Source organism: Pseudosporangium ferrugineum (assembly GCF_003002065.1).
In the GTDB taxonomy this organism is placed as follows: domain Bacteria; phylum Actinomycetota; class Actinomycetes; order Mycobacteriales; family Micromonosporaceae; genus Actinoplanes; species Actinoplanes ferrugineus_A.
On sequence record NZ_PVZG01000002.1, the window covers coordinates 547,975 to 571,596 of the forward strand.

At 73.3% G+C, this 23,622-nt stretch carries 21 protein-coding genes and 1 riboswitch; of the genes, 13 read left to right on the plus strand and 8 right to left on the minus strand.

What is annotated here, in order from left to right; all coding sequences use genetic code 11:
• Positions 1-54 precede the first annotated feature (54 nt).
• Positions 55-188, plus strand: a riboswitch (cyclic di-AMP (ydaO/yuaA leader).
• Between the two features lie 14 nt (positions 189-202).
• From CLV70_RS06660 to CLV70_RS06675, 4 genes are all read left to right on the plus strand, one after another.
• Positions 203-1,192 carry a C40 family peptidase gene (locus tag CLV70_RS06660; RefSeq protein ID WP_106125454.1) on the plus strand — a complete coding sequence of 330 codons (990 nt, stop codon included), beginning with the start codon at positions 203-205 and terminating at the stop codon, positions 1,190-1,192.
• A gap of 513 nt (positions 1,193-1,705) precedes the next feature.
• On the plus strand, positions 1,706-3,190 hold the full coding sequence (locus tag CLV70_RS41680; protein WP_106125455.1) for a tetratricopeptide repeat protein: 1,485 nt from the start codon (positions 1,706-1,708) through the stop codon (positions 3,188-3,190).
• A gap of 23 nt (positions 3,191-3,213) precedes the next feature.
• Positions 3,214-4,386, plus strand: coding sequence for a YibE/F family protein (locus CLV70_RS06670; protein ID WP_106125456.1), 1,173 nt, complete (start codon positions 3,214-3,216; stop codon positions 4,384-4,386).
• 321 nt (positions 4,387-4,707) lie between these two features.
• Positions 4,708-5,943, plus strand: a complete 1,236-nt coding sequence (locus CLV70_RS06675) for a tyrosine-protein phosphatase (RefSeq protein ID WP_106125632.1) — start codon at positions 4,708-4,710, stop codon at positions 5,941-5,943.
• 361 nt (positions 5,944-6,304) lie between these two features.
• On the opposite strand, the gene CLV70_RS06680 is transcribed toward CLV70_RS06675, so the two are convergent.
• The gene (locus CLV70_RS06680) at positions 6,305-7,330 is read right to left on the minus strand and encodes a hypothetical protein (protein ID WP_211303657.1); all 1,026 of its coding nucleotides are present in this window, start codon (positions 7,328-7,330) and stop codon (positions 6,305-6,307) included.
• Between the two features lie 116 nt (positions 7,331-7,446).
• Here CLV70_RS06680 and trpB point away from each other — a divergent pair, with 116 nt between their 5' ends.
• Genes trpB through CLV70_RS06695 form a run of 3 tightly spaced genes read left to right on the plus strand, consistent with a single transcriptional unit; the run spans position 7,447 to position 10,704 of the window.
• Positions 7,447-8,715, plus strand: a complete 1,269-nt coding sequence (trpB, locus tag CLV70_RS06685) for a tryptophan synthase subunit beta (protein ID WP_106125458.1) — start codon at positions 7,447-7,449, stop codon at positions 8,713-8,715.
• Complete coding sequence (trpA, locus tag CLV70_RS40890) at positions 8,715-9,995, plus strand: tryptophan synthase subunit alpha (protein WP_245908066.1); 1,281 nt, start codon at positions 8,715-8,717, stop codon at positions 9,993-9,995. The genes trpB and trpA overlap by 1 nt, the downstream gene beginning before the upstream one ends.
• Positions 9,982-10,704, plus strand: a complete 723-nt coding sequence (locus CLV70_RS06695) for a GntR family transcriptional regulator (RefSeq protein WP_106125459.1) — start codon at positions 9,982-9,984, stop codon at positions 10,702-10,704. The genes trpA and CLV70_RS06695 overlap by 14 nt, the downstream gene beginning before the upstream one ends.
• A 668-nt stretch (positions 10,705-11,372) precedes the next feature.
• Here CLV70_RS06695 and CLV70_RS06700 read toward each other — a convergent pair.
• From CLV70_RS06700 to CLV70_RS06710, 3 genes are read right to left on the minus strand one after another with little or no spacing between them, the layout of a single operon-like run.
• Positions 11,373-12,215, minus strand: a complete 843-nt coding sequence (locus tag CLV70_RS06700; RefSeq protein ID WP_106125460.1) for an ABC transporter permease — start codon at positions 12,213-12,215, stop codon at positions 11,373-11,375.
• On the minus strand, positions 12,202-13,134 hold the full coding sequence (locus CLV70_RS06705; protein ID WP_106125461.1) for an ABC transporter ATP-binding protein: 933 nt from the start codon (positions 13,132-13,134) through the stop codon (positions 12,202-12,204). The genes CLV70_RS06700 and CLV70_RS06705 overlap by 14 nt, the downstream gene beginning before the upstream one ends.
• Positions 13,131-14,261, minus strand: coding sequence for a LolA family protein (locus tag CLV70_RS06710; protein ID WP_106125635.1), 1,131 nt, complete (start codon positions 14,259-14,261; stop codon positions 13,131-13,133). The genes CLV70_RS06705 and CLV70_RS06710 overlap by 4 nt, the downstream gene beginning before the upstream one ends.
• 102 nt (positions 14,262-14,363) lie before the next feature.
• On the opposite strand from CLV70_RS06710, the gene CLV70_RS06715 reads away from it, so the two are divergent.
• The 4 genes from CLV70_RS06715 (at position 14,364) to CLV70_RS06730 (ending at position 17,775) form a co-directional block, all read left to right on the plus strand.
• Entirely contained in the window at positions 14,364-15,038 is a 675-nt protein-coding gene (locus tag CLV70_RS06715) for a response regulator transcription factor (RefSeq protein ID WP_106125462.1), read from the plus strand.
• The gene (locus CLV70_RS06720) at positions 15,035-16,396 is read left to right on the plus strand and encodes a sensor histidine kinase (protein ID WP_425440122.1); all 1,362 of its coding nucleotides are present in this window, start codon (positions 15,035-15,037) and stop codon (positions 16,394-16,396) included. The genes CLV70_RS06715 and CLV70_RS06720 overlap by 4 nt, the downstream gene beginning before the upstream one ends.
• A 93-nt stretch (positions 16,397-16,489) precedes the next feature.
• Complete coding sequence (locus CLV70_RS06725) at positions 16,490-17,227, plus strand: YcnI family copper-binding membrane protein (protein ID WP_106125463.1); 738 nt, start codon at positions 16,490-16,492, stop codon at positions 17,225-17,227.
• The gene (locus CLV70_RS06730; RefSeq protein WP_106125464.1) at positions 17,224-17,775 is read left to right on the plus strand and encodes a sigma-70 family RNA polymerase sigma factor; all 552 of its coding nucleotides are present in this window, start codon (positions 17,224-17,226) and stop codon (positions 17,773-17,775) included. The genes CLV70_RS06725 and CLV70_RS06730 overlap by 4 nt, the downstream gene beginning before the upstream one ends.
• Before the next feature lie 3 nt (positions 17,776-17,778).
• Here the strand turns inward: CLV70_RS06730 and CLV70_RS06735 are convergent, their stop codons facing one another.
• Entirely contained in the window at positions 17,779-18,414 is a 636-nt protein-coding gene (locus CLV70_RS06735; protein WP_106125465.1) for an SRPBCC family protein, read from the minus strand.
• Complete coding sequence (locus CLV70_RS06740; protein WP_106125466.1) at positions 18,411-18,776, minus strand: ArsR/SmtB family transcription factor; 366 nt, start codon at positions 18,774-18,776, stop codon at positions 18,411-18,413. The genes CLV70_RS06735 and CLV70_RS06740 overlap by 4 nt, the downstream gene beginning before the upstream one ends.
• 83 nt (positions 18,777-18,859) lie before the next feature.
• Here CLV70_RS06740 and CLV70_RS06745 point away from each other — a divergent pair, with 83 nt between their 5' ends.
• Positions 18,860-19,597: a hypothetical protein gene (locus tag CLV70_RS06745; RefSeq protein WP_106125467.1), complete on the plus strand. Its 738-nt coding sequence runs from the start codon at positions 18,860-18,862 to the stop codon at positions 19,595-19,597.
• A 3-nt stretch (positions 19,598-19,600) separates the two neighbouring features.
• On the opposite strand, the gene CLV70_RS06750 is transcribed toward CLV70_RS06745, so the two are convergent.
• Positions 19,601-19,870, minus strand: a complete 270-nt coding sequence (locus CLV70_RS06750; RefSeq protein WP_106125468.1) for a DUF2277 domain-containing protein — start codon at positions 19,868-19,870, stop codon at positions 19,601-19,603.
• Between the two features lie 134 nt (positions 19,871-20,004).
• Here CLV70_RS06750 and CLV70_RS06755 point away from each other — a divergent pair, with 134 nt between their 5' ends.
• A complete protein-coding gene (locus tag CLV70_RS06755) occupies positions 20,005-21,555 on the plus strand; it encodes an ArnT family glycosyltransferase (protein ID WP_106125636.1) in 1,551 nt (516 codons plus the stop codon).
• Here the strand turns inward: CLV70_RS06755 and CLV70_RS06760 are convergent.
• Positions 21,540-23,579 carry a putative bifunctional diguanylate cyclase/phosphodiesterase gene (locus CLV70_RS06760; RefSeq protein WP_106125469.1) on the minus strand — a complete coding sequence of 680 codons (2,040 nt, stop codon included), beginning with the start codon at positions 23,577-23,579 and terminating at the stop codon, positions 21,540-21,542. The two genes, CLV70_RS06755 and CLV70_RS06760, sit on opposite strands and share 16 nt — an antisense overlap.
• Positions 23,580-23,622: the final 43 nt, after the last annotated feature.

Below are 23,622 nucleotides of genomic sequence, written 5' to 3' on the forward strand. Positions count from 1 at the left end.
GGAGTACGGTGGTGCCCGACTCGTCGGTCCCCCCTCGTCCAAACCGGGCGAACTGGCGGGTCACCGCCTAATCGTGCACACGAACCGGGGACCCATGTACCTGGGGTGAAGCCGCAGCACCACCGCGGCCGGGCGCGCTTCCCGTCCGAACCCGACAGCTGACCCGGTCGGCGGCCGAGGGAAGAAAGGACACTGCACCTACGTGAAACGGATCGGGACGCGACGCGCCGCGATTCTGCGCAGTCTGCTCGGTGTCATCGTGGCGGTCGGGGTCTTGCTGGTACCCACCGCGGCGCATGCCACGCCGTCGCCCTCGAGCATCGAGAAGCAGATCGATGAGCAGTGGAACAAGCTCGAACCGGTCATCGAGCAGTACAACGACGTGCACAACCAGCTGATCAAGAACCGTGCACAGCTCAACAAGATCAACAAGCGGCTGCAACCCCTGCAGCTCGAAGTGGATCTGGCCATGTCGCAGGTGAGCGGGATGGCGGCCGACGCGTACATGCAGGGCTCGCCGGGCATGATGAAGGCGATGCTCGTGAGTGGCTCACCGACCGGGCTGACCGAGAAGCTGACGTTCCTCGATCAGATCGCCAGTCACCAGCGGCGCGAGGTGGCCGGCGTGGCCAAGCTCCGCGACAAGTACGCGAAGGACAAGGAAGCACTGGTCACCCTGACCGACGCCGTGGCGGCCCGCGACAAGGACCTCGCCACGCGGAAGAAGGAGATCCAGAAGAAGGTCGACTCGCTGCAGAAGCTGCGGACCCGGGCGTACGGAGCCGCCGGCGCCAACGACGGTCCGCTGCGCACCGGCCCCTGTCCCGTGACCTACACGAACGACAAGGGCGGGCGCGCCGCGCAGCGGGCGTGCGACCTCATCGGCGTCAAGTACATCTTCGGCGCCGAGGGGCCCAACGGCTACGACTGCTCCGGCCTGACCAAGGTCGCCTGGGCCGCCGCGGGAGTGCACCTCGAGCACTTCACCGGCGACCAGGTGCACACGGGCAGACCGGTCAGCCGAGACGACCTCTACCCGGGCGACCTGCTCTTCTACGGCCGCCCGGTACACCACGTGGGCCTCTACGTGGGCGGCGGCACCATGGTGCACGCCCCCCACACGGGCGACCACGTCCGCATGGCAAAGATCGACAGCCCGGGCGCCATCACGGCCATCCGCCGGCCGGGCTGACCCAGCACCACCGTAGGCAAGAGCCGCCACGCCCCACGTGGCGGCTCTTTCGCTTCTCACCCCCGGCCCCTCATCTCACCCGCGGCCCCTCATCCCACCCGGGCTCTTTCCCACCCCGACCCTTCATCCACCCCGGCTCTTTCTCCCACCCCCACCCCTTCATCCGGCGCCAACCCTTCATCCCGCGCCAACCCTTCATCCCGCGCCGGCCTGCTGGTCCCGTCCCGGCCTCGCGGCCCGTCCCGGCTCGCGGCGATTCACGCCGGCCCCCGTTGCCCGCCGCGGCGCGCTTGTCGCATCACCTGTCCACCCCCTCACCGCCCGCCGGCCTTCTGGCCCGGCTCGTTCCCTCCGCGGCCTCTCGTGCCCGGCGCTCCCTCTCCGTGCTTCTTCCCGGCCCTTTCCTGGGCCTTTCCCCCTTGCCGGCACTTTCCTGGACCCTTTCCGCCGTGACCCGGGGGATGGGGCGCAGGCATAATCGCGTGTCATGAGCGACGCCCTGAACCGCCGGCCGTGGTGAACGCCGCCTACCGCGAAGCGCGGCACCTCGCGGAGATCGGCCGCTACGCCGACGCCGAGGCGAAGCTGCGCACCGCCCTCGCCGACGACCCGGACGACGCCGACCTGCTGATCCTGCTCGCCTACGCCCGGCGCCGGCAGCAGAACTATCTGCCCGCGTTGCAGGCCTGCGACGCGGCGATCGCGGCGGACCCCATCTCCTCCGGCGCCCACGCGGAGCGGGCCGAGGTGCTGATCACCCTCATCCGCGGCAGGGACGCGACGGCCGCGGCGGAGGAGGCGGTCCGGCTGGACCCGGCCCGCCCCGGCGGTCACCTCGTGCTCGCCCGCGCCCTCGCCACGGCGAACCGGCTCGACGAGGCGTGCGCCGCGGCCCGCCACGGCCTGTCCCTCGACCCGCAGTCCGTCGAGGCCCTGCTCACCGTCGCCGAGGTCGAACGGTACGCCGGCCGCCGCGACAACGCCGGCGAGGCCGTGCGCGCGGCCCTCGCCCTCGACCCGGAGAACACGTACGGACGCTGGCTCACGGCGATGCTCGACGCCGAACGCCTCCACGTGGGCCGCTCGATGCGCGCCCTGCGCGACGTCGCCCGCGACAACCCGGCCCGCCCCGACGTCATCTCCATGACCTGGCCGGTACGCAGCCTCCTCACCGCCCTCCGCCGCTGGTTCGCGGCGGCGACCGCCCTCGTCACGATCGCCGCCCTGGTCGCGCTGCGCTGGCCGCCGGCGGTCACCCCGAGCCGCGCCCTCGCCGCCCTGATCGCGGCGGTGGTGATCGGTTTCGGACTCCGCGTGCTGATCCCGGCCGGCCGTCTCCCGTGGCGCTGCCTGCACCTGGTGCCCCGGCTGCTCCGCCGGGCCACCCACGCGAGCCTGGTCACGGTGGGTGCCATGGTCACGCTGCTCATCGCGTACGCAATGACGGGTCTCTCGTGGTTTGCGCTCCTGGCCGTGGTGGCGGTGCCGGTGCTGTGGGTCCTCGGCGCGGCGGAGATGCTGGGCCTGCGCATCGACGATCCCGGCTTCCGGCACGCGATGGGCGACTCGAGGGAGGAGTTCCGGGCCTGGGGCGAGGACTTCAAGCAGTGGTGGCGCGACACGAAGCGAACCCTGCGCGAGTCCGGAGCCGATCCCGCATCGCCCGACCCTGCCGCCGGCTCCCCGCCTCCGGCCGGCTTCCCACCTCCGGGCTCGGGGCCCTTCCCGCCGCCTGCCGGGCACTCGCCGCCCCCTGGCTACCCGCCGCCTCCGGGGTCCTTGCCGCCTGCCGGCTACCCGTGGCCTCCGGGATCCCCGCCGGCTCCCGGCTTCCCGCCGCCTCCGGGGTCCTCGCCGGCTCCCGGCTTCCCGCCGCCTCCGGGGTCCCCGCCGCCGTCCGGGTTCTCGCCGCCTGGGGGTTCGCCGGCTTCCGGGGTTGAGCCGCCACCAGGACATTCAGGACACTCCGGACCGCGGCAGGAACGGCCCGGGCGGTGAGTCACGCGCATCAGCATGGTCCTGTGCCCGCCGCGACCCGCCGCACCCGGCGGATCGTCACCGCGGTGCTGGTCCCCGCGGCCGTCCTCACCCTGGTCGCGCTGGTCGTGCTGTCGCCCGGCAGCGTCCGGGACGAGCCCTCCACCGCCGGCGGGGAACGGGCGCTCGGCACCGTCACCGCGGTCGCCGAGCAGGCGTGCCCGGCGGGCTCGGCCCAGCGCCGCTGCGGCTCCGCCACCGTACGGGTGACCGACGGCCCCGGCAGCGGCACGAGCCCCGCCGTCGACCTCCCGCAGGGCCCCGGCTCCACCGCCCTGCACGTCGGCGACGACGTGGTGCTGCTGTACTTCCCGGAGGCGGTGCCGGGCGGCCGGGCGTACGCGGTGGTCGACCGGCAGCGGTCCACGCCGATGACCTGGCTGGTGGCGCTCGCGGTCGCGGTGATCCTGGCCTTCGGCCGCCTCCGCGGCGTGACGTCGCTGGCGGGTCTGGCGGTGAGCTTCGGCGTCCTGCTGCTGTTCGTGGTGCCCGCCATCCTCGACGGTTCGCCTCCGCTGGTGGTGGCCGTGGTGGGCGCGTCGGCCATCATGTTCGCGGCCCTGTACCTGACGCACGGCATCAACGTCCACACGTCGGTGGCGGTGGCCGGAACCCTGGCCAGCCTGGTCCTCACCGGCGTGCTCGGCGCGGTGTTCACGTCGGCGATGCACCTGACGGGCGCGGGCAGCGACGACAGCGCGTACCTGTCGGTGACCCGGGCCGGGCTGGACCTGCGCGGACTGCTGCTCGCGGGCATCGTGATCGGCGCGCTCGGCGTACTCGACGACGTGACCGTGACCCAGGCGGTGACCGTGGCGGAGCTGACACCGACGGCAACCAGCCGCTGGGCGCTCTATCAGGCAGCGATCAGAGTCGGTCGCGCCCACGTCGCCTCGGCGGTCAACACCATCGTTCTCGCGTACGCCGGAGCGTCGTTGCCGTTGCTGCTGTTGATCGCCGCCGGGAGTCAGCCGGTGGGAGAGTTGCTGACCAGCGAGTTCCTGGCCCATGAGGTCCTCCGCAGCGCCGTGGGAACGATCGGCCTGGTCGCCTCGGTCCCGATAACCACAGGCCTGGCGGCGCTGGTGGCGGACGTGGGCAGCCGGGGGAGCGCCGCGTCGCGAGGCGGTGCGGGACACGCCAGACACCGTGGCTGACTGAACAGCCGGGCTGATCGGCGCGGCGAAGGGCCTGGCCGAGTTCTGATCCGACCGGTCGGCGCGGCGAGTTGCCGGGTCTGGCCGAGTTCTGATCCGGCCGGTCGGCGCGGCGAGTTGCCGGGTCTGGCCGAGCTCTGATCCGGCCGATCGGCGCGGCGAGTTGCCGGGTCTGGCCGAGCTCTGATCCGACACGCCCGGCCGGCCGGCGACATCCCGGGCCGACCTCGCCGTACCCGCGGCCCGTTTGACGGCTCCCGTCCCCGCGAGGTTGGGTGGACCTCCCGACCCGCCCCTCCCCATCGGAACGGAGTGCGCCCGGTGATCCTCGACTGGCCCGGTTGCCGCAATGCCCGTGACGTCGGCGGCCTGCCCACCGTCGACGGCGCGTCGATCCGAGCGGGCGCGCTGCTCCGCTCGGATCATCACGCCCGGCTCACCCCGGCGGCGATGGAACGCATCCGAGCGGCCGGAGTCTCCCGGATCGTCGATCTGCGCTGGCCGCACGAACTCGACGAGCACCCCAGCCCGTTCGCCGGCGACCCGGTCTACGTGCACGTTCCCCTCCTCATGGATCCGATCACCTACGACTACACGGACGAGTCGTACGGCCCCCTCCTCGACCACAACCGGAAGCACGTCGCCGCCGCGTTCCGGGCCGTAGCCACAGCCCCGCCCGGCGGCGTGCTGGTGCACTGCCACGGCGGCCGAGACCGTACGGGCATCGTCGTGGCCCTCGCCCTCGCCGCCGCCGGCGTCGCACCCGCCGCGATCGCCGAGGACTACGCCCTCACCGCCGACGCCCTCGCCGCCACGATGCTGAACACCCTCGACCACGCCGAGCGCGAGTACGGCGGCGTCGAGGCGTACCTGCGGACCGCCGGCGTCACCCGGTCGGAGATCGACGCCGTCCGCGAGCGCCTCCGCGAACCATCCTTCCTCACCGAAGCCCGCGCCGGCTACGACGCGTTCGCCGGCGAGTACGCCGACCGTTTCCGCGACGAGCTTGCCCACAAGCACTGGGACCGCGCCCTGCTCAACGGACTCGCCGACGTACTACGTGCTGCTCCGGGCCCGGTGCTCGACGTAGGCTCGGGCCCGGGCGTCGTCACGGCGTACCTGAAAGGCCTCGGTCTGGACGTTTCCGGAGTCGACCTCTCGCCGGAGATGGTGGCCATAGCCCGCCGCGACCACCCCGGCATCCCCTTCACCACCGGCTCCATGACCTCCCTGAATCGCCCCGACGCCACCGTTGCCGCGGTCGTCGCCTGGTACTCGATCATCCACGTCCCCGACGAGGAACTGCCGACAGTCCTCGCGGAGTTCCGCCGCGTCCTGCGCCCCGGTGGTCACCTCTTCCTGGCGTTCCAGGTCGGAGACGACGAACGCCACCACCGCGGCCTCACCTTCCGCCGCCGGCGCCCCGCGCAGGTCACCGACGCCCTCCGCACGGCCGGCTTCGAGATCCGGCTCGAAACGGTCCGCGCCCCCGACGACTACGTCGTCCTGAAGGAGCAATCACCCCAGGCCTACGTGCTGGCCCGCTCCGAACTCTGACGTCAACCCGTCGGGCCGCGGCAGGTTTGCGTGCTGGCCGGCTGCGAGCCCTGACGTCAACCCGTCGGGCCGCGGCAGGTTTGCGTGCTGGCCGGCTGCGAGCCCTGACGCCAGCCCGTCGGGCCGCGGCAGGTTTGCGTGCTGGCCGGCTGCGAACCCCGGCGTCGACCCGCCGGGCCGCGGCAGGCCTGTGCCATGGCCCGCTCCCAGCCCCGGCGTCGACCCACGGGGCCACGTGGACGTGTGCCGACGGCAGACCCGGACGACGCACGGCGCACGGTGCTGGGCGCGCTGGGCGTGCTCGGTCGCCCGGCGACGCGGTGGAGCTGGATCAAGCGCGCCGTGAGGGCTGCGGCCGGCCTCACCCGGTGTCCACAGGTTGGTCGTCCGGATCCGCCGTCGGCCGGCCGTGCAGGCGCGCCCAGCTCCGGCGGTCGCCCCAGATCGAGTAGGGGTCGAGGTACGGTCGCGCGAGAGTGATGAGCTCGGCGTCCCCGTGCCCGTGCAGCTCGTCCTGCGTGATCTTCCGCACGGTGCCCGCCAGGATGTCCGCGAGCTGCACGCGCGGCTCCGTCTCGGCCGCGGCGAGCTCCACCCGCTCCAGCGTCATCCCCGATCGCCGGAGCACCCGCTGCAGCTCCGCCACCCGTTCACCGGGCAGCATCGTCTGCCGATCGTGGACGATGGTGACGGGCCGCCCGCCTCCGCCCCACCGTGCCACCGCCCGCACGAGAGCGGGGATCAACGGGTCCAAGATCGACAGCGAAGGATCATTCTTCATCCGTACGCGCAGAGCCACCGCTTTGTCCCGCGCTCCGGTCTCACCGCCGATGCCACCGGCGTCGTCCTCGCGGTCGAGGGCGGCGAAGAACGCGTCGACGGGCCCGGCGACGTCGTCCCGATCCTTGCCGCGCATGAGGTCGTTCGCCGCCACCAGCAGCTCCTGCACCGGCCTGGCGGTCGCCGCGTCCGCCCGGCCGGCCACCGCCTGCCCTGCCCACGCCCAGCGGTAGAGCCTGTCGGCGGCGGTCCTGGCCCGGCGATCGGTGCTGAGACCGGGAGCATCGGGCTCGGCGAAAACCAGATCGGCGAGCTTGCCCAGGACGTAGCAGACCTTGTCGATCACGTACACATGGGCGTTGCGGAACAGTGGGCTCGACGGGCCCAGGAACCACACGAGCACGGCCCGATGCTTCTCCCTCAGCAGATGGTTCGCCTTGTACTCGGTCGCGGGTGAGCGGATCCGCTGCCGCAGCTCCGCGAGACAGGCGGCGGAGAGGTCGGCGGGCAAACGGACACCCGCATGCGCGAAGACATCGGTGGTGGTGCCGATGAGCTTCTCGCCCTCGTACCCGGATTCGTCGCACGCGATCTGGAGTCCCTTCACGAACAAATTATGTCCCGGACAGCCGCCGATCGATCTTACGAACTTCTTACAGTTCTAGAACTCCGCCGAGCGATATGGCATGCTCTGCGAAGAGTTATAGAACTATGGAGGCTGTGATGACCCTCGCCCTGTCCCGACCGATGCGCGAATCGGCAGTTGGCGGCCGGTTCGGCGCGTTCGGTGGCCGGTTCGTCCCCGAGTCCCTGATCCCCGCCTGCGCCGCGCTCGAGGAGGCCTTCCGGGAGGCATGGGCTGATCCCTCGTTCCGGCAGCAGCTGGACATGTTCCGCACCGTGTACGCCGGCCGCCCCACCGCTCTCACGCCGGCGTGGAACCTCTCCGCCGAGCTGGGTGTCACCCTCCTGCTCAAGCGCGAGGATCTCGCGCACACGGGCTCGCACAAAATCAACAACGTGCTGGGTCAGGCGCTGCTCGCCCGGCGGATGGGCAAGACCCGGCTCATCGCCGAGACCGGAGCCGGCCAGCACGGCGTGGCCACCGCGACCGCCGCCGCGCTCTTCGGCCTGCGCGCGACTGTCTTCATGGGAGAGCTCGACATCGCGCGGCAGGCGCTGAACGTCTTCAGGATGACCATGCTCGGTGCCGAGGTCGTGCCCGTCACGAGCGGTAGCCGCACCTTGAAGGACGCGACGAACGAGGCGATGCGGCAGTGGGTCTCGTCGGTCGGCGACACCCACTTCTGTCTGGGGTCGGTCGCCGGGCCCCACCCGTACCCGTGGATGGTCCGGGAATTCCAGCGGGTCATCGGCGACGAGGCTCGCAGCCAGTGCGCGGCCGAGTTGTCCACCGGTGCCCCCGACGTCGTGGTTGCCTGCGTCGGCGGTGGATCCAACGCCGCGGGAACCTTCGCCGGCTTCGTCGACACCGGGGCCCGCCTGATCGGTGTCGAGGCGGCGGGCGGCGCGGCGATGACCGACGGCACCGTGGGGGTCGTGCACGGGTCCCGGTCCATGGTGCTGCAGGACCAGCAGGGCCAGATCGCGGAGGCGCACTCGGTCGCGGCGGGCCTGGACTATCCGGGCATCGGGCCGGAACACGCCCACCTGGGAGCCGCCGGCCGCGCCGAATACGTCACCGTGACCGATGAGGAGGTTCTGGCCGCGGTGCGCCGGCTCGCCCGCGCCGAGGGCATCATCTGCGCGCTCGAATCGGCGCACGCGGTGGCCTGGGTGCTGGGCGCGGCGGGAACGGATCGGCTGCCGTCAGGATCGACGGTGCTGCTGACCCTGTCGGGGCGCGGCGACAAGGACATGGGCCAGCTCCAGGAGATGGCCGCATTGCGCGAACCCGGCGTTCGGGTCGATGCCGCTGCGGGGCGTGCTCACCCCGGAGCCGCCGCGGTGCCGGGCGGGGAGGTGCTCTGATGGGCGGCGAAGTCGCGGCTCTTCCTGGCGGTCCCACCGCGACGCCGGGCTCCCGGCGGATTTCCCTCGGTGCGGCGCTGCGCGCTGCCCGGCGCCCCCTGCTGGTGCCTTACGTGACCGGCGGTGTGACCGAGGCCTGGATCGACTACGTACTGGCCTGCCAGAACGCCGGCGCGGATGCCATCGAGGTCGGCCTGCCCTTCTCCGACCCGATGCTCGACGGCACCACCATCCAGCAGGCGTCCGACCGCGCCCTTGCCCGGGGCGCCACGGTCGACGGGATCCTCGCGGACCTCGCGGCCGCGACCGGTCGGCTCCGCGTGCCGATCATCGTGATGACTTACGCCAACCTCGCGCTGCGCGTGGGAGTCCGCCGGCTCGCCGACGCCGGCGTCTCCGGGCTCATCGTTCCGGACCTGCCGCTGGAGGAGTCGGCGGAGCTCGAGGGCGAAGCCGCCGCCGTCGGCATCGACCTCGTGCTGCTCGCTGCTCCCGCAACCCCCGACGACCGCCTCCGGGAGATCTGCGCCCGCAGCCGAGGCTTCGTGTACGCGATCAGTGTCATGGGCACGACGGGGGAGCGCGACAGGCTTTCCGCCACGGCGGCCGACCTGGTGCGACGGGTGTGGGAAGCAGCAACCCCGCGAACCCGGGACCGGACCGCGGGCCCGCGCCCGCATACCGGCACCACCGAGCGAAGTCCTGACGACCCGGTCGCCGAAGGGTGCGCCGACCGCGGACAAGCCGATCGATCAGGCGACGGAAACTTTCGCGGCGTTCCGGTTGACGGTCTCACCGAGGGAGCTCGCGGTGTTCCTGTTGGCCGCGTTGTCCGGGATGCTCGCGGCGTTCCCGCTGGCCACGTTGCCGGGGAAGTGAGCGGCGTTCCTGTTGGCCGCGCGGCCGGGGTAACTCGGGGGCTTCCGACTGGCCGGGTCGGCGACGGAACTCGCGGCGTTTCGGCTGGCCGCCCTGTCGAGGATGAGGGTGCTCAGCCGAGCGCTGCGGCTCACGAGGTGCGTGCCGGAGTCGAGGGGCCGAGTGGCGGGGGCGGTGGGCTGCCAGTGCTGATCGGGTTCGGGGTGTCGACGCCGGAGCAGGCCGCCGAGGCGGGACGCGCCGGGGACGGTGTGATCGTCGGTGCGGCGCTCATGCGTAGGGTGCTCAGCGGGGCCTCGGCCGACGATCTGCGGGACGACGTCGCGGCCCTGCGCGCCGCACTCGACCTGGGGGTGTCCACTGGAACGCCGCACGCCGAAATATCAGGTGATCGCCGATGACCTGACCGCGAAGATCCGCGCCGGCGAACTGGCGCCGGGTTCGATGCTGCCGCCGCAGAAGGAACTGAGTTCCCGGTACGGGGTGACGCTGGTGACCCTGCGTCAGGCGCTGCAACGGCTGGAGGACGAGGGGCTGGTCTCGCAGGAGCCGGGACGGGGCACGTTCGTGGCTTCGCCCCGGTTGATGTACCGGCTCGACTCGCTGCGCGGGCTCGCCGAGGACCTCAAGGCGCAGGGGCAGGCGGTGACCACCCACATCGTCGGCCAGGACATGCGTCGCCCGCCTGCCTGGGTGGCCGCTCACCTGGATGTCCCGGCGACCCGCCGGGTGCTGCGCCTGGAGCGGCTGCGGTTGCTGTCCGGGCGGCCCGCCGTGCACCAGTTGTCGTGGGCTCCGGACCGTGTGGGCCTTCGGCTCGCGGACCTCGACTACAGCGGTGCCTCGCTGTACGCCGTGTTCGCGGCCCACGGCGTGGTGGTGCACCGGGCCTCGGAGGTGTTGCGGCCCGCGCTCCTCGACGAGGACATCGCCGCGCTGATGCACCAGGAGGCGGGGCTGCCCGTGTTCGTGTCCGACCGGGTCACGTACGGGCTCGACAACCGGCCGATCCTGTTCGACCGCGCGACGATCCTCGGCACCGTCATGGAGATCCGCACCGAACGCGCCGCGACCGGCGTCTCCCTCCAATGGACCCGCCAGCAGAACTGACCCACCCGCCGGTCTCGCGCAGCGGCCCGCCGAGCCGCCGCCCGCCGCCGGGTTGGACCGCCCCACGGTGAGTGGGCCACGGTGGGCGGCGCGGTGCCCGGTGCGCCCACAGCGGGGCGTGCTGCGAATGCGGCGGGAGCGGGCCTGGACGAGTGGGGACGCCCTGCGGTGCGGCCGGCGGAGCGGGCGGGGCGTGGACGGGTGGGGTGCGTGGCGGAGGCTGCGGGCGGGGCGTGGATGAGTGGGGACGCGCTGCGGGTGCGGCGCGAGCGGGCAGCGCGGCGGAGGGCTGCACTGCGGGTGTGCGGCGCGAGCCGGGTATGGCACGGGCAGGTCGGCGTGAGTGGGGTTGGTGCCCGAGTAGGACGGCGTGCAGCTGGGACACATGCGGAGTTGGGACGCCTGTGGACTTGGGGACGCCTGTGGAGCTGGTGCGCGAGCGGAACGGGCGCGTGTGGACCTGGTGCGCGAGCGCGGACGCGCGTGTGGAGGAGGCGCGCGTGTGGAGGAGGCGCGCGTGTGGGAGGGGACGCGCGTGTGGCGGGAGCGCCGGTGGGGCTGCGCTGCGGGCGCCTCCGGTTCGTGGTGGCTGATCGTTCTGCGGTGGCGGGTCGCGGCGGGCGTCTCCTCGACCCGGTCGATCCGGTCGCCGTGTGACCCGTCTCGGGTCAGCTTGTGACGTCGCGGCCGCTGAAGCGGGCCCAGGCTGCCGACAGGAAGACCAAGATGTAGGCGCCGGCTGATGTCAGTCCCGGGATCAGTGCTTCCCAGGCAACCGGTTCGCGGAGGAGTTCGCCGAAGTCTCGCCAGTGCTGGGTCAGGAGGTAGGGGTGCAGCCAGTCGAGTTGGGGGATCTGGCCCAGGACGAAGCTGGCCACCGTCAGCATCGTCAGGGCGATGGTGGCGCCCATCGGTTGCTCCGTCAGGGTCGACAGGAAGAGGCCTACCGCTCCCAGGGCTGCCAGGCAGACGCCGAGGTAGAGGCAGATAACCAGGAGGCGGAGGAGGGCCGTTGCCAAGCCTATGCGGGTGCCCGACAGGGTTGTCACGTCGCCGGCGCCGAAGAGGAGGAAGCCGGCGAGGAGGCCCGAGGTTGCCACCACGAGCGGAGCGAGGAAGGCGCCCATGAGGATGCCCGCGTACTTGATCGCCAGGAGGCGGGTGCGGGCCACCGGGACCGTCAGCAGGTAGCGGAGGGTGCCCTGGTTGGCTTCGCCCGCCACCGCGTCGCCGGCGAGCATGGCTACGGCTATCGGGAGGAAGAGGGTGAGTTCCACGCCGAGGGCTGCGAGGGCTACGAAGTAGCCGTTTCCGGTGATCTGGCTGAAGAAGTCCGGGCCCTGGCCGGGGCCGCGGCCGGCGTCCGGCACCGTGAGCTTCATGGCTGCGGCGAGGATGACGGGTACGGCCGCGAGCGCCGCGAGGCCTGCCTGGTTGCGGCGGCGGACGGCGATCAGGCGGAGCTCCGAGAGCAGGAAGCGGGGGGAGAGCCGGGTGTCAGCCTGAGACATCGAATCCTCGCCCGGTCAGGTGCACGAACACGTCCTCGAGGCTGGGTGCTTCGACGGTGAAGCCGCGTACGGCCACGCCTGCGTGCACGAGGTCCGACACGACCTTCTCCGGGGCGACCGCGCCGAGCTGGCCGGAGGCCTCGGAGGCCGTCTCGGCGAGTTCGGTCAGGCCCAGGGTGCGCAGGACCTGCGCCGCCTCGGCCGGCTGGTCGGTGAGGACGCGGGCCCGGGGTGCCGCGTCGGAGCGCAGGTCCGCCAGCGGTTCCTGGGCCACCAGGGTGCCGCGGTGCATGACGCCGACGTGGGTGCAGACCTGTTCGACCTCCGCGAGCAGGTGGGTGCTCAGCAGCACCGTCGCTCCCTCCGCCGCGAGCGCGCCCACCAGGGTGCGGACCTCGCGGGTGCCCTGGGGGTCGAGGCCGTTGGTGGGTTCGTCCAGCACGAGCAGTTCGCGGGGCTTGAGCAGCGCCGCCGCGATCGCCAGGCGCTGCTTCATGCCGAGCGAGAAGGTGCGGTACCGCTTTCCCGCCGCCGCGGTCAGGCCCACCCGGTCGAGGGCGTCCCCGATGCGGGCCTCGGCCGTGCGGGCCGTCGCGGTGCGGTCGGCGGCGTCGAGGCGGCGGAGGTTGTCGCGGCCCGAGAGGTACGGGTGGAAGCCCGGCCCCTCGACCAGGGCGCCGACGCGGGGCAGCACGTGGCCGGCGCGGTCCGGCATCGTCTCGCCGAGCAGGTGGTGGCTGCCGGCGGTGGGGGCGATCAGCCCGAGCAGCATCCGGATCGTGGTCGTCTTGCCGGAGCCGTTCGGGCCGAGGAAGCCGTACACGGCGCCGCGGGGGACAGCCAGGTCGACGGCGTTCACCGCGACCTGGCTGCCGAACCGCTTGGTCAGCCCGTGTGAGGCGACCGCGAGGTCGGTCACTGACCCGCTACCTCGTACAGCTTCTCCGGGGCGACCGCGCCGACGAGGACCCGGCCGTCGTCGGTGAGCAGGGCGCTGAACAGGGCGCTCTGCAGCAGCCGGCCGCTGCCCCAGGTGCCGCTGACCTTCGGCAGGGCGCCGGTGATCGCCTCGAGCTGCTGCGTACCCTCGGCGTTCCTGGTGTCGGTCTTGGCCGTGGAGGTCTTGGCCACCAGGACGGACGTCCAGCCCTTGCCGACGACCTTGGTGCCCTCCGGCGCCGACTTGTCCGACTTGTCTGCCTTGTCAGCCCTGTGGGGCGCGCCCGGCTTCGCGGAGGAAGAGCGGTCGGGTGTGGTCACCTTGGCGCCCGGCGGCGGGTTGAAGGTGAACTGCTCGGCGTCCGGCGTCTCGAAGCTGACCTGCTGGAACGCGATCCGCAGCGCCGGGTTGTTGGCGTCCTTGGCGTACACGTCGACGCCCAGCGGGATGTGCTTCTCCGCGTCGATCGCGAGGCGTACCTGGCCGACCAGCGACGCCGTGTCGCGCGGCGTCAGGACCAGCTCGTACGCGTCGCGGCCGGCGACCTTCGCCGCGCCGGTCGTGGTGACCGCGGTGGTCGGGTCGATGGCGGCGAGCGCGGCGTCCGCGGCCTCCTGCGGGGTGGCCGGCACCGCGCCGGCCAGCGTCTTGCGCTCCTGCCGCTTCGCGTCGGCCGGGATCTTGATGTGGGTGGCGGAATTCTCGGTGCTGCGCCACACCCACATGTCGGTGCCGTTGCGGATGACGTCCGTCTCACCGAGGGTGCCGAGGACCGCCAGCCGCACCTTGTCGTCGCCGGCGTACCAGACCCGCGCGGTGTTGCTGCCGGCCACCAGCTTCATGAGGTCGGCGTTGCTGCCGGCCCCGCCGGTGATGCCGGGCAGCGAGGGCAGCCCCAGATCCGCGGTCTGCACCACCGTGCCGGACAGGCCGTCGATCTTGGCGGTCTGCACGTCCACGAGCAGCTGGGCGGCGCTGCGCTCCGGCAGTGCCGGGTCCGCGCTCGCCGCGATCGTGCCCGCCGCCGCGCCGCCACCGATGACGACGACCGCCGCGGCCGCCGGAACCAGCCAGCGCAGCGCCGGCCTCGACCTGAAGACACTCACGATGTCCACCTCCCGTTGTGTGCAGCCATCCTCCGCCGCGAGGCCTGTGATCCGGCTGAGAACATCCCTTAGGGGGAGGAGCCCCTGTGCCAAGGTAGTCGGGTGCGGTTGCTGGTGGTGGAGGATGAGGAGCGGCTCGCGAGCGCGCTGCGCCGGGGGTTGCAGGCCGAGGGGTTCGCCGTGGACGTCGCCCTGGACGGGGCGGACGGCCTCGAGATGGCGCGGCACGGCGAGTACGACGCGATGATCCTGGACGTCATGCTGCCCCGGCTGTCGGGTTACCGGGTCGTGCGGCAGCTGCGGGCGGAGCAGAAGTGGCTGCCGGTGCTGATGCTCTCGGCCAAGGACGGCGAGTACGACCAGGCCGACGGCCTCGACTGCGGCGCCGACGACTACCTGACCAAGCCTTTTTCGTACGTCGTACTGCTCGCCCGGCTGCGTGCGTTGCTGCGCCGGGGCACCCCGCAGCGCCCGGCGGTGCTGCGGCACGGCGACGTCGAGCTGGACCCGGCCCTGCGCAAGGTCACCGTCGACGGGTCCGAGGTGGCGCTCACCGCGCGGGAGTTCGCCCTGCTGGAGTACCTGATCCGGCGTCCCGGCGAGGTGGTCTCCAAGACCGAGCTGCTCGACCACGTGTGGGACGCCGCGCTGGAGACCGCCGAGAACGCCGTCGAGGTGTACGTCGGCTACCTGCGGCGCAAGATCGGCCGGGAGCGGCTGGAGACCGTCCGGGGCGCCGGGTACCGGCTCGCCGCGGCCGGTGCCGACGGGGCCTGAGCGTGGCCTGGCTGCGCCGGCTGAGCCTGCGGGCGCGCCTGCTGCTCGTGTCGGTCGTCGTCCTGGCGGTGGGGCTGGCCGGCGGCGGTGTCGCGCTGGTCGCCACGATGAACTTCGCCCTGCTGCGTACGGCCAACACCGAGGCGCTGGAGACCGCCCGCGCGGTGGCCGCCCTGGTGAACACCGACTCGTTGTCCGATCCGGTCCCGGCCGCTCCGGCCGTACGCGTGCAGGTTCTCAATGCCCGCGGCCAGGTGCTGTCCGTCTCGGCCGGCGCCGACCGGCTCGTCCCGATCCTCTACGCGCGGGAGCTGTCGGGGCTGCCGGACGGCGAGGGCATGTTCATCCCCGGTTCGCGGATCGGGTTCGACGGGCGGGTGCGCGTGGTGGCGCTGGCGGCGGGGCCCGCGGACGAGCGGGTCACGGTGCTCGTCGCCCGGCCCACCGACGATCTGAAGCAGAGCGTGCACCTGCTGCGTACGACGCTGCTGGTGACGTTCCCGCTGCTCGTGGCGCTGCTGGCGCTGGTGGCGTGGCGGGTCGTGGGCGCGGCGCTGCGGCCGGTCGAGGCGCTGCGGGCGGGGGCCGAGGAGATCACCGGTGGGGCGCGGCCGGGGCGGCTGCCCGTACCCGATTCCGGCGACGAGATCCACCGCCTGGCCGTGACCCTCAACGACATGCTGCACCGCCTGGACGCGGCGCGGGCGCGGCAGCGGGCGTTCGTCGCGGATGCGGCGCACGAGCTGCGCAGCCCGCTGACCAACATGCGCACCGAGCTGGAGGTGGCGCAGCGGCTGCCGGACACCACGGACTGGCCGGAGCTGGCCGGGGACCTGCTCACCGACGTGCAGCGGCTGAGCCGGCTCGTCGACGACCTGCTGCTGCTGGCCCGCGCGGACGACGCGACGACCCGGCCGGCCCGCGCGCCGGCCGAGCCGGTCGAGCTGGGCCAGCTGCTCGCGGAGGTGGCGGGCCGTTACGAGGTCGCGTACGAGCGGCCGGCGGTCCCGCTGCGGGTGCGCGGCGACCGGGACGCACTGGGCCGGGTGGTGGCGAACCTGCTGGACAACGCCGTGCGGCACGCGCGTTCGGCGGTGCGGCTGGAGGTGGTGGCGGACGGGGCGTACCAGCGGATCGCCGTGGTCGACGACGGCCCGGGCATCCCGGCGGCGGACCGCGAGCGGGTCTTCGACCGGTTCACCCGCCTCGACGACGCCCGGGCCCGCGACGCCGGCGGCTCCGGCCTGGGCCTGGCCATCGTCCGGGAGCTCGTTCGCCGGCACCACGGCACGGTCACGCTGCGCGGTGCTGTCCCGCCGCCCGGCCTGCGCGCCGAGGTGCGCCTGCCCGCCGCCTGAATCGCCGAAGTCCCGGGAACTTTTCCCCCCGCCGGCCCGACCAACGACCGTGCGCGCACCCCCGTCGCGCCCTGTCGAGCCGGAAGGTCCGAGATGTCCCTGCTCAAGCGTTCGGTGGTGGTCGGCGGTGCGATCGCCGCGCTGACCCTCGCCACGGCGGTGCCGGCCGCCGCGCACGTGACCGTCAACCCCGGCACCGCCGTCCAGGGCGGCTTCGCGAAGGTCACGTTCCGGGTGCCGAACGAGACCGACGCCACGGATACGACGAAGGTCGAGGTCGCCCTGCCCGCCGGCACGCCGTTCACGTTCGTGTCGCTGAAGCCGGTTCCCGGGTGGACGATGACGGCCGAGAAGACGAAGCTGCCCCAGCCCATCGAGGATCACGGCTCGCTGATCAGCGAGGCGGTCTCGAAGATCGCCTGGACCGCCACCGGCGACGCGGCCGTCAAGCCGGGCCAGTTCCAGGAGTTCGACGTCTCGCTGGGCCCGCTGCCGAAGACGGACCGGGTGGTGTTCAAGGCGCTGCAGACGTACTCGGACGGCAAGATCGTGCGGTGGATCGACGAGCCTGCCTCGGACGGCACCGAGGTGGAGCATCCCGCGCCGGTGCTGAGGCTGACCGCCACCGCCGCGGACACCCTGGCCGCGGCCGGTGCGCCGGCTGCCGGGGCGGTCGCGGACGACGGTGACGACGAGGGCGGCGGCACCGGGACGTGGGCCGGGTTCGCGGGCATCGCGCTCGGCCTGGCGGCGCTGGTGCTCGGGCTGCTGGCGTACCGGCGCTCCGGTGCCGCCGCCGCGCCGCCGGCCGGACCGGCCGCCGCGGAGTGACCGACGACGAGGTGACCGGGTGGGCGCTGGCCGCCGGCCGCGGCGACGCGGACGCGGCGGCGGCGTTCGTCCGGGCCACCCAGCGGCAGGTGCGGCGGTTCCTGCACCACCTGGCCGGCCCGGCGGAGCTCGACGATCTGGTCCAGGAGACCTATCTGCGCGCGCTGCGCAGCCTGCCCGCCTTCGCGGGGCGCTCGCACGCCCGCACCTGGCTCTACACGATCGCCCGCCGGGTGGCGGTGGACCAGGTGCGGGCGGCGGTGGTCCGGCCCCGGCTGGCCGGGATCGAGGACTGGCAGGCCGCGGCCGACGCGGCGACGGCCGGGCAGCGGCCCCGGTTCGAGGACCACCACGCCCTGCACGACCTGCTGTCCGGGCTCGCGGCGGAGCGCCGGGAGGCGTTCGTGGCGACCCAGATCCTCGGGCTCTCGTACGCGGAGGCGGCCGAGATCTGCGACTGTCCGGTGGGGACGATCCGCTCCCGGGTCGCCCGCGCCCGCGAGGAACTGGTGGCCCGGCTGGCCGAGCAGGACGCGGCCGCGGGGTGAGGCTCAGGCGGCGCCGGTGTAGAGGTCGTACGTCCGCCCAGCGCTCGCCCGGGCCTGCTCCGGGTCGTCGCCGGCCGCGATCGCCGCCTCGGCCCACGCGTCGGCGCTCTGCCGCAGGAAGTCCTTGCCCTCCGGCGACGCCACGAACGCCGCGGCCTCCTCCGGCGTGATCGCGGAGCCCGGCGCGGCCACGTTGTTGGCGATGCCCAGCAGGATGCTGTCCCAGCCGATGCCGACGGCGGAGGGGCCGTACTGGTCCCACATCTCGGCGGTGACGTGCGCGGTGTGCTCCAGCTGGAAGCGGGTACGCCCGTCGCCCTCCGCGGTCAGCCGTACCTCGATCCAGCTCACCTCGTTGTTGAACTCCCAGGTGGCGTCGAAGGCGTGCGGCGCGTCGCAGCGGGTGACCGTGCCGCCCGCGTGGCCCTCGAGCTGGTAGCGGCCGCCCTCGCGCAGGTCGCCGCTGATCGGCACGAACCAGCGCGGGATCCGCTCGGCGCTGGTCACCGCGTCCCACAGGTCGTCGAGGTTCGTGTCGTACACCTGGACGATCGTCGCCACGCGGGCCTCGCCGGCCTCGAGCCGCCGCGTGCCGAGGGTCCGGCTCACGTCGCTGATCTGCTGCTTCACCTGGATCATGGGTCCACTCCCGGGTCGTCGTCATCGCGGGCGGCGAGGCGCCGCTGCCGCTTGCCGCGGGCCACCTCGGTGGCCAGCGCGTCGAGGTGCGGTGTCCAGAACCGCCGGAACCGGCCCAGCCAGGCGTCGGCCTCACGCAGGGCGGTGTCGTCCACCGCGTAGAGCCGCCGGGCGCCGTCGGGGCGCACGGTCGCGAAGCCGTTGTCCCGCAGCACCCGCAGGTGCTGGGAGACCGCCGGCTGGGAGATGCCGAACTCGGCCCGGATCACCGCGGTCACCGCGCCCGAGGACTGTTCGCCGTCGGCGAGCAGCTCCAGGATGCGGCGGCGCACGGGGTCGCCGAGCACGTCGAACGCCTGCACGGGCCGACGTTATCAAGCCGCACTTATATAAGCCAGCACGGAATCAGGCGATTTCCGGCCGGGAGCGCTGGCAGACTCGGCAGATGCGACTGGCCGGGGTCCTGCTGTGCGCGCTGCTGGCCGGCTGCACGGAAGCCGGGCCGCCGGAGGAGCCGCCGGTGCCGGGGGCGATGCCGGGGTCGGCGGCCGGCCCGTCCTCCCGAGCCGGCTGGGGCGGGACGTCGGCGTCCGCGTCGCCGTCGCCGTCGCCGTCGCCGTCGCGCGGGCCGAGTCCACCGGCGGTGCTCTCGAAGGGCTGGGAGGTGACGGTCTACTACACGGCGGTCGAGGAGTACCACTCCGGCGACGTGGAGACGGTGACCGGGTGCCCCGGGCTCGACTGCGCGCACGGCGACGAGGACCTGGGGGAGTACCGCTCCGGCTTCGTGGCGGCGGTACGGGAGGAGGGCACCGGGCGTACCGCCGACGGCAGGTATCTGAACTGGTCGTACGACGTGGGCTTCTGGCTCGACACCCAGCCGCGCGACACCGGCGGGCGGAGGCTGCGGCCCTTCGTCTCCGCCGCGGCCGACCCCGGCGTGCTCGCGCGCGGCACCCGCTTCCGGATCGCCGGCTGCGGGCGCACGGACGACGGCTCCCGGCCGGCCGAGCCCGTGTGCAAGGCGTTGCGCGACGCCCGCTGGACGGTCACCGACGAGTTCACCCCCGGGCTCGGCGGCAACCGGCACCTCGACGCGTACATCGGCGAGGAGACCGGACCGGATTTCACCTCGTCGCCGTGGTACCTGACGCTGCGCGGCGCGACGTTGCGGTGGGGCTGACGGTCAGGACGCGTACCGCTGGCGGGCGCGCTCGCGTGCCTTCGCGGCCTCGATCTCGCGGTCCCGCGGCGGGGCGGCGGTGACCAGCTCCTCCAGCAGCGTGCTCGTCGCGGCGGTCACGGCGGCGACCGCCCTGTCGAACGCCTCCTGGTTGCGCTGCGAGGGCCGGGTCGAGCCGGCCACCTTCCGGACGTACTGCAGCGCGGCGGCCTGCACCTCGTCGGGCGTCGCCGGCGGCTCGAAGTTGTGCAACTGACGGATGTTTCGGCACATGGGCCGAGCCTAGCTCCGCCGGGTAGGTTCTTCCGGTGACCGAGCCCGAGGAGCGCCTGCCCGCCGCGACGCCCGCCGACCGTCGCCGCCGCCGGTGGGTGGTGTTGCTGCTGGTCGTGGTGCTGCTCGGGCAGATGGCGGCGGCCATGGTCACCACGGCGGTGCAGCAGACCCCGACGATCGACGAGCCCGTGTACGTCGGCACCGCGGTCACCTACCTGCACGAGCGCCGCGTCGTGTTCAACCCCGAGCACCCGCCGCTGGGCAAGCTGCTGATGGCCGCCGGGCTGGCCTTCGCGTCGCCCCGCCTCGATCCCGCGTTCCGGGGCGACCAGGGCGAGCTGGGCCGGCACGTGCTGTACGAGGCCGGCAACGACCCGTACCGGTTGATGTTCCTGGCCCGGCTGCCGATGATCGTCCTCACCCTGCTGTTCGGCCTGGTCGTCTTCGCGTTCGCACGGGACCTGACCGGCGCGGCCGGGGGAGTGCTGGCGCTGGCCCTGTACGCCCTCTCGCCCGACGTCATCACCCACGGCTCGCTGGCGACCCTGGACGTGCCGGCCGCCGGCTTCCTGCTCACCGCGGTCTGGCTCACCTGGCGGGCGCGCGACCGGCCGGCGCTCTACCTGCCGCTGGCCGGCGTGGCCCTCGGCGCGGCCCTCGCCACCCGGATGAGCGCGCTGCCCGCGGTGCCGGTGGTGATGCTGCTGGCGCTGCTCGCCACGCCGGCGTGGCGCCGGCGGGTGCCGGCGCGCGCCCGGCTGCGCGGGGTGGCCGCCGCGCTCGGCGTCGCCGCGCTCGCGATGCTCGTCGTGTGGCTGTGCTACCTGGCCGTCGACCCGTGGCTGCGGTGGCAGGAGCCCGCCGGCGTGCCCGCGGCGCACGGCCTGCGCGGGCTGCTCACCGGCCTGCTGCCGCTGCCGGAGTCGTACCGCGACGGGATGCGCGTGCAGTTCGCCTTCGAGGACACCATGTTCAGCGGGTTCCTGTTCGGGCGGCACTACCAGGGCTCGCTCTGGTATTACCTGCCCGCCGCGCTGCTGGTGAAGACCCCGCTCGGGATGCTGGTGCTGTGGCTCGCCGGGGCCGCCACCATGCTCGCGCTGCCCCGGCTGCGGACGGCGGCGCTGTACCTGCTGCCGCTGCCCCTGCTCCTGCTCGCCGTGGCGATGACCGGGTCCCGCGACTTCGGCACCCGGTACGCGATCTTCATGCCGGTCTTCCTGGCCGTCGTGGCCGCCGCGGTGGTGCTGCTGCGGTGGCGCTGGGCGCACGTCACCGCGGGGCTGCTGACGCTGTTCGTGGCGGTCAGCTCGGTGCGGACGTTCCCCTACTACCTGCCGTACTCCAACGAGGCGTTCGGCGGGCCGTCGCGGACCCATCTGCGGCTGCACGACTCGAACGTCGACTGGGGGCAGGACCTGGGCCGGCTCGCCGACCGGCTGCGGGAGAAGTACCCCGGCGAGGAGGTCTGGCTGGTCTACAAGGGCGCGGGGGTGCCGTCGGCGTACGGGATCAGGGCCCGCAACCCGCTGGGCCGCTCGCCGGAGAAGGTGCACGGCCTGCTCGTCGTCTCGGACAGCTCGATCGCGAAGGCGACCGGCGCGCTGGCCACCCTGCTGGCCACCAGCGGCGAGCCGATCGACGAGGTCGGCCACTCGATCAGCATCTACCGGCGGCCCTGATCGGCGGGCTCCCGGGCCGTGCCGATGGCCGCGCGCGCGATCTCCTCCGCCCGGGTGCACGCGGCCGGCAGGTCGGCGGCGGGCACCGGGCGGCTCAGCAGGTAGCCCTGCGCGTAGTCGCAGGTCATGTCGCGCAGCCGGAGCAGCGCGGGGACGTCCTCCACGCCCTCGGCGACCACCGACAGGCCGAGGTTGTGGCCCAGGTCGACGGCGCTGCGGGCCATCACCGCGTCGGGGGTGCGCAGGTCCGGGTCCTCACCCAGGTCCTTGATGAACATCCGGTCGATCTTCAGTTCGTCCGCCGGCACGTGCCGCAGCTGGGCGAGCGAGCTGAACCCGGTGCCGAAGTCGTCGACGGAGACGCTGATGCCGTGGTCGCGGATCTCCACCAGCGCCCGTACGGTGCTCGCCGGGTCGGCCATGATGCTGGTCTCGGTCAGCTCCAGGCGCAGCAGCTCCGGGGGCAGCCCCGCCGCCGCCACGGTGTCGAGCACGGCCGGGACGAAACCGGCGTCGATGAGGCAGCCCGGTGACACGTTGACCGCGACGCTGTAGGAATGTCCCGACATACGCCACGCCGCCGCCTGATGCACCGCCAGGGAGAGCAGGTGGCAGGTCAGCCGCACCTCGAGGCCGCTGGTCTCGGCGATGCTCAGGAACGCCGCCGGCGGCAGCATCCCGCGCTCCGGGTGCTGCCAGCGCACCAGGGCCTCCACCGAGGTGACGGTGCCGTCGCTCAGGCGTACCTGGGGCTGGTAGTGCAGCTGGAGCCGGCCCAGCGGGTCTCCCTCGTCCAGCAGGGCGCGCAGCTCCGCCAGGAGCTGCATGCGGTCGCGGCTGCCGGTGTCGGCGCTCGCGTCGTAGACCGCGAGCCCGGCGCCGCCCGCCTTCGCCCGGTACATCGCCGCGTCGGCGCGCCGGAACAGCTCGTCGCCGGAGCCCTGCGGGAGCAGCGCGATGCCGAGGCTGCCGCTGATCGCCGCGGGCCCCGCGGCCAGCACGAAGTTGCGCCGCAGCGCCTGGATCATGCTCTCGCCGAGGGCGACGGCCGTGCCCGGGCCGGGGACCCGGGGCAGCAGGACGGCGAACTCGTCGCCGCCGAGCCGCGCCACCAGCCCGGCGTCGCCGACGGCGGCGGTGAGCCGCCGGCCGGCCTCGACGAGCACCTGGTCGCCGGCCTGGTGCCCGAGGGTGTCGTTGACCGCCTTGAAGCCGTTGAGGTCGACCACCATCAGCGCCACCTGACGGCCGTCGGCGGGGTCGGCGTCGGCGAGGGCCCCGGCCAGGTGCTGACCGAACAGCGTGCGGTTCGGCAGGCCGGTGAGCGGATCGTGCAGGGCGCGGTGCCGGCTCTCGTCGGCCTGCTCGACCAGCCGGCGCTGGTAGCCGCCGACCAGCCGCATGATCATCCCGACCAGCGCCAGGCCGATCGCGAAGCCCAGCATGGTGCCCGCCAGCAGCCGCACCTGCGTCTGCCGCAGCGCGGTGACCTGCTGCTGCGCCGCGTCGTGGTATGCCCGGGACACGTGGTCTATGTCGTCCTGCAACGTGTAGTAGGCCGGCGTCACCTCGAGCCGGTCGAGCTCGCCGTGCCCGGCGTCGCCGGCCGCCGTGACGTCGAGCAGCTCGTTCGCCAGCTCCCGGTACGCGTCGTGCTCCTCCCGGAGCCGCAGCGCGTCGGCGCGCGCCTGCCCGCTGCCGATGTCGGCCACCTCGCCGAGGGTGCGGTCGGCGGTCACCGAGACCTGCTCGAAGCGCTGCCGTACGGCCACCGACGGCTCGACCTGGTAGTGCCGCAGGTTCACCTCCTGCGTGGCGATCGCGATCCGGGCCTCGAAGAACAGCGCGTCGATCTCGAGGGCGTGCTGCTGCTCCTCGGTGGCGCGGGTGGTGGCCAGCGCGCCCTGGACCACGTACGCGGCGAGCGCCAGCAGCACCGCGGCGAGCGCGGCGGTGGTGCCTGCGCCGCGGCGCAGGAAGCCGCCGACGCGGGTTCGCAGAGTCTCTCGGTGTGGCCGGGGCACGCTGCACAGATCGGCATCCGGAGGCCGCGCTCAAGGGAACGGT

Bases quoted from the DNA above. Each gene is read 5' to 3' on its own strand.
- trpA (WP_245908066.1), top strand. From the start codon at position 8,715: ATGGGCGGCGAAGTCGCGGCTCTTCCTGGCGGTCCCACCGCGACGCCG.
- CLV70_RS06725 (WP_106125463.1), top strand. From the start codon at position 16,490: ATGTCCCTGCTCAAGCGTTCGGTGGTGGTCGGCGGTGCGATCGCCGCG.
- CLV70_RS06750 (WP_106125468.1), bottom strand. From the start codon at position 19,870: ATGTGCCGAAACATCCGTCAGTTGCACAACTTCGAGCCGCCGGCGACG.
- CLV70_RS06745 (WP_106125467.1), top strand. From the start codon at position 18,860: ATGCGACTGGCCGGGGTCCTGCTGTGCGCGCTGCTGGCCGGCTGCACG.
- CLV70_RS06755 (WP_106125636.1), top strand. From the start codon at position 20,005: ATGGCGGCGGCCATGGTCACCACGGCGGTGCAGCAGACCCCGACGATC.
- trpB (WP_106125458.1), top strand. From the start codon at position 7,447: ATGACCCTCGCCCTGTCCCGACCGATGCGCGAATCGGCAGTTGGCGGC.
- CLV70_RS06735 (WP_106125465.1), bottom strand. From the start codon at position 18,414: ATGATCCAGGTGAAGCAGCAGATCAGCGACGTGAGCCGGACCCTCGGC.
- CLV70_RS06700 (WP_106125460.1), bottom strand. From the start codon at position 12,215: ATGTCTCAGGCTGACACCCGGCTCTCCCCCCGCTTCCTGCTCTCGGAG.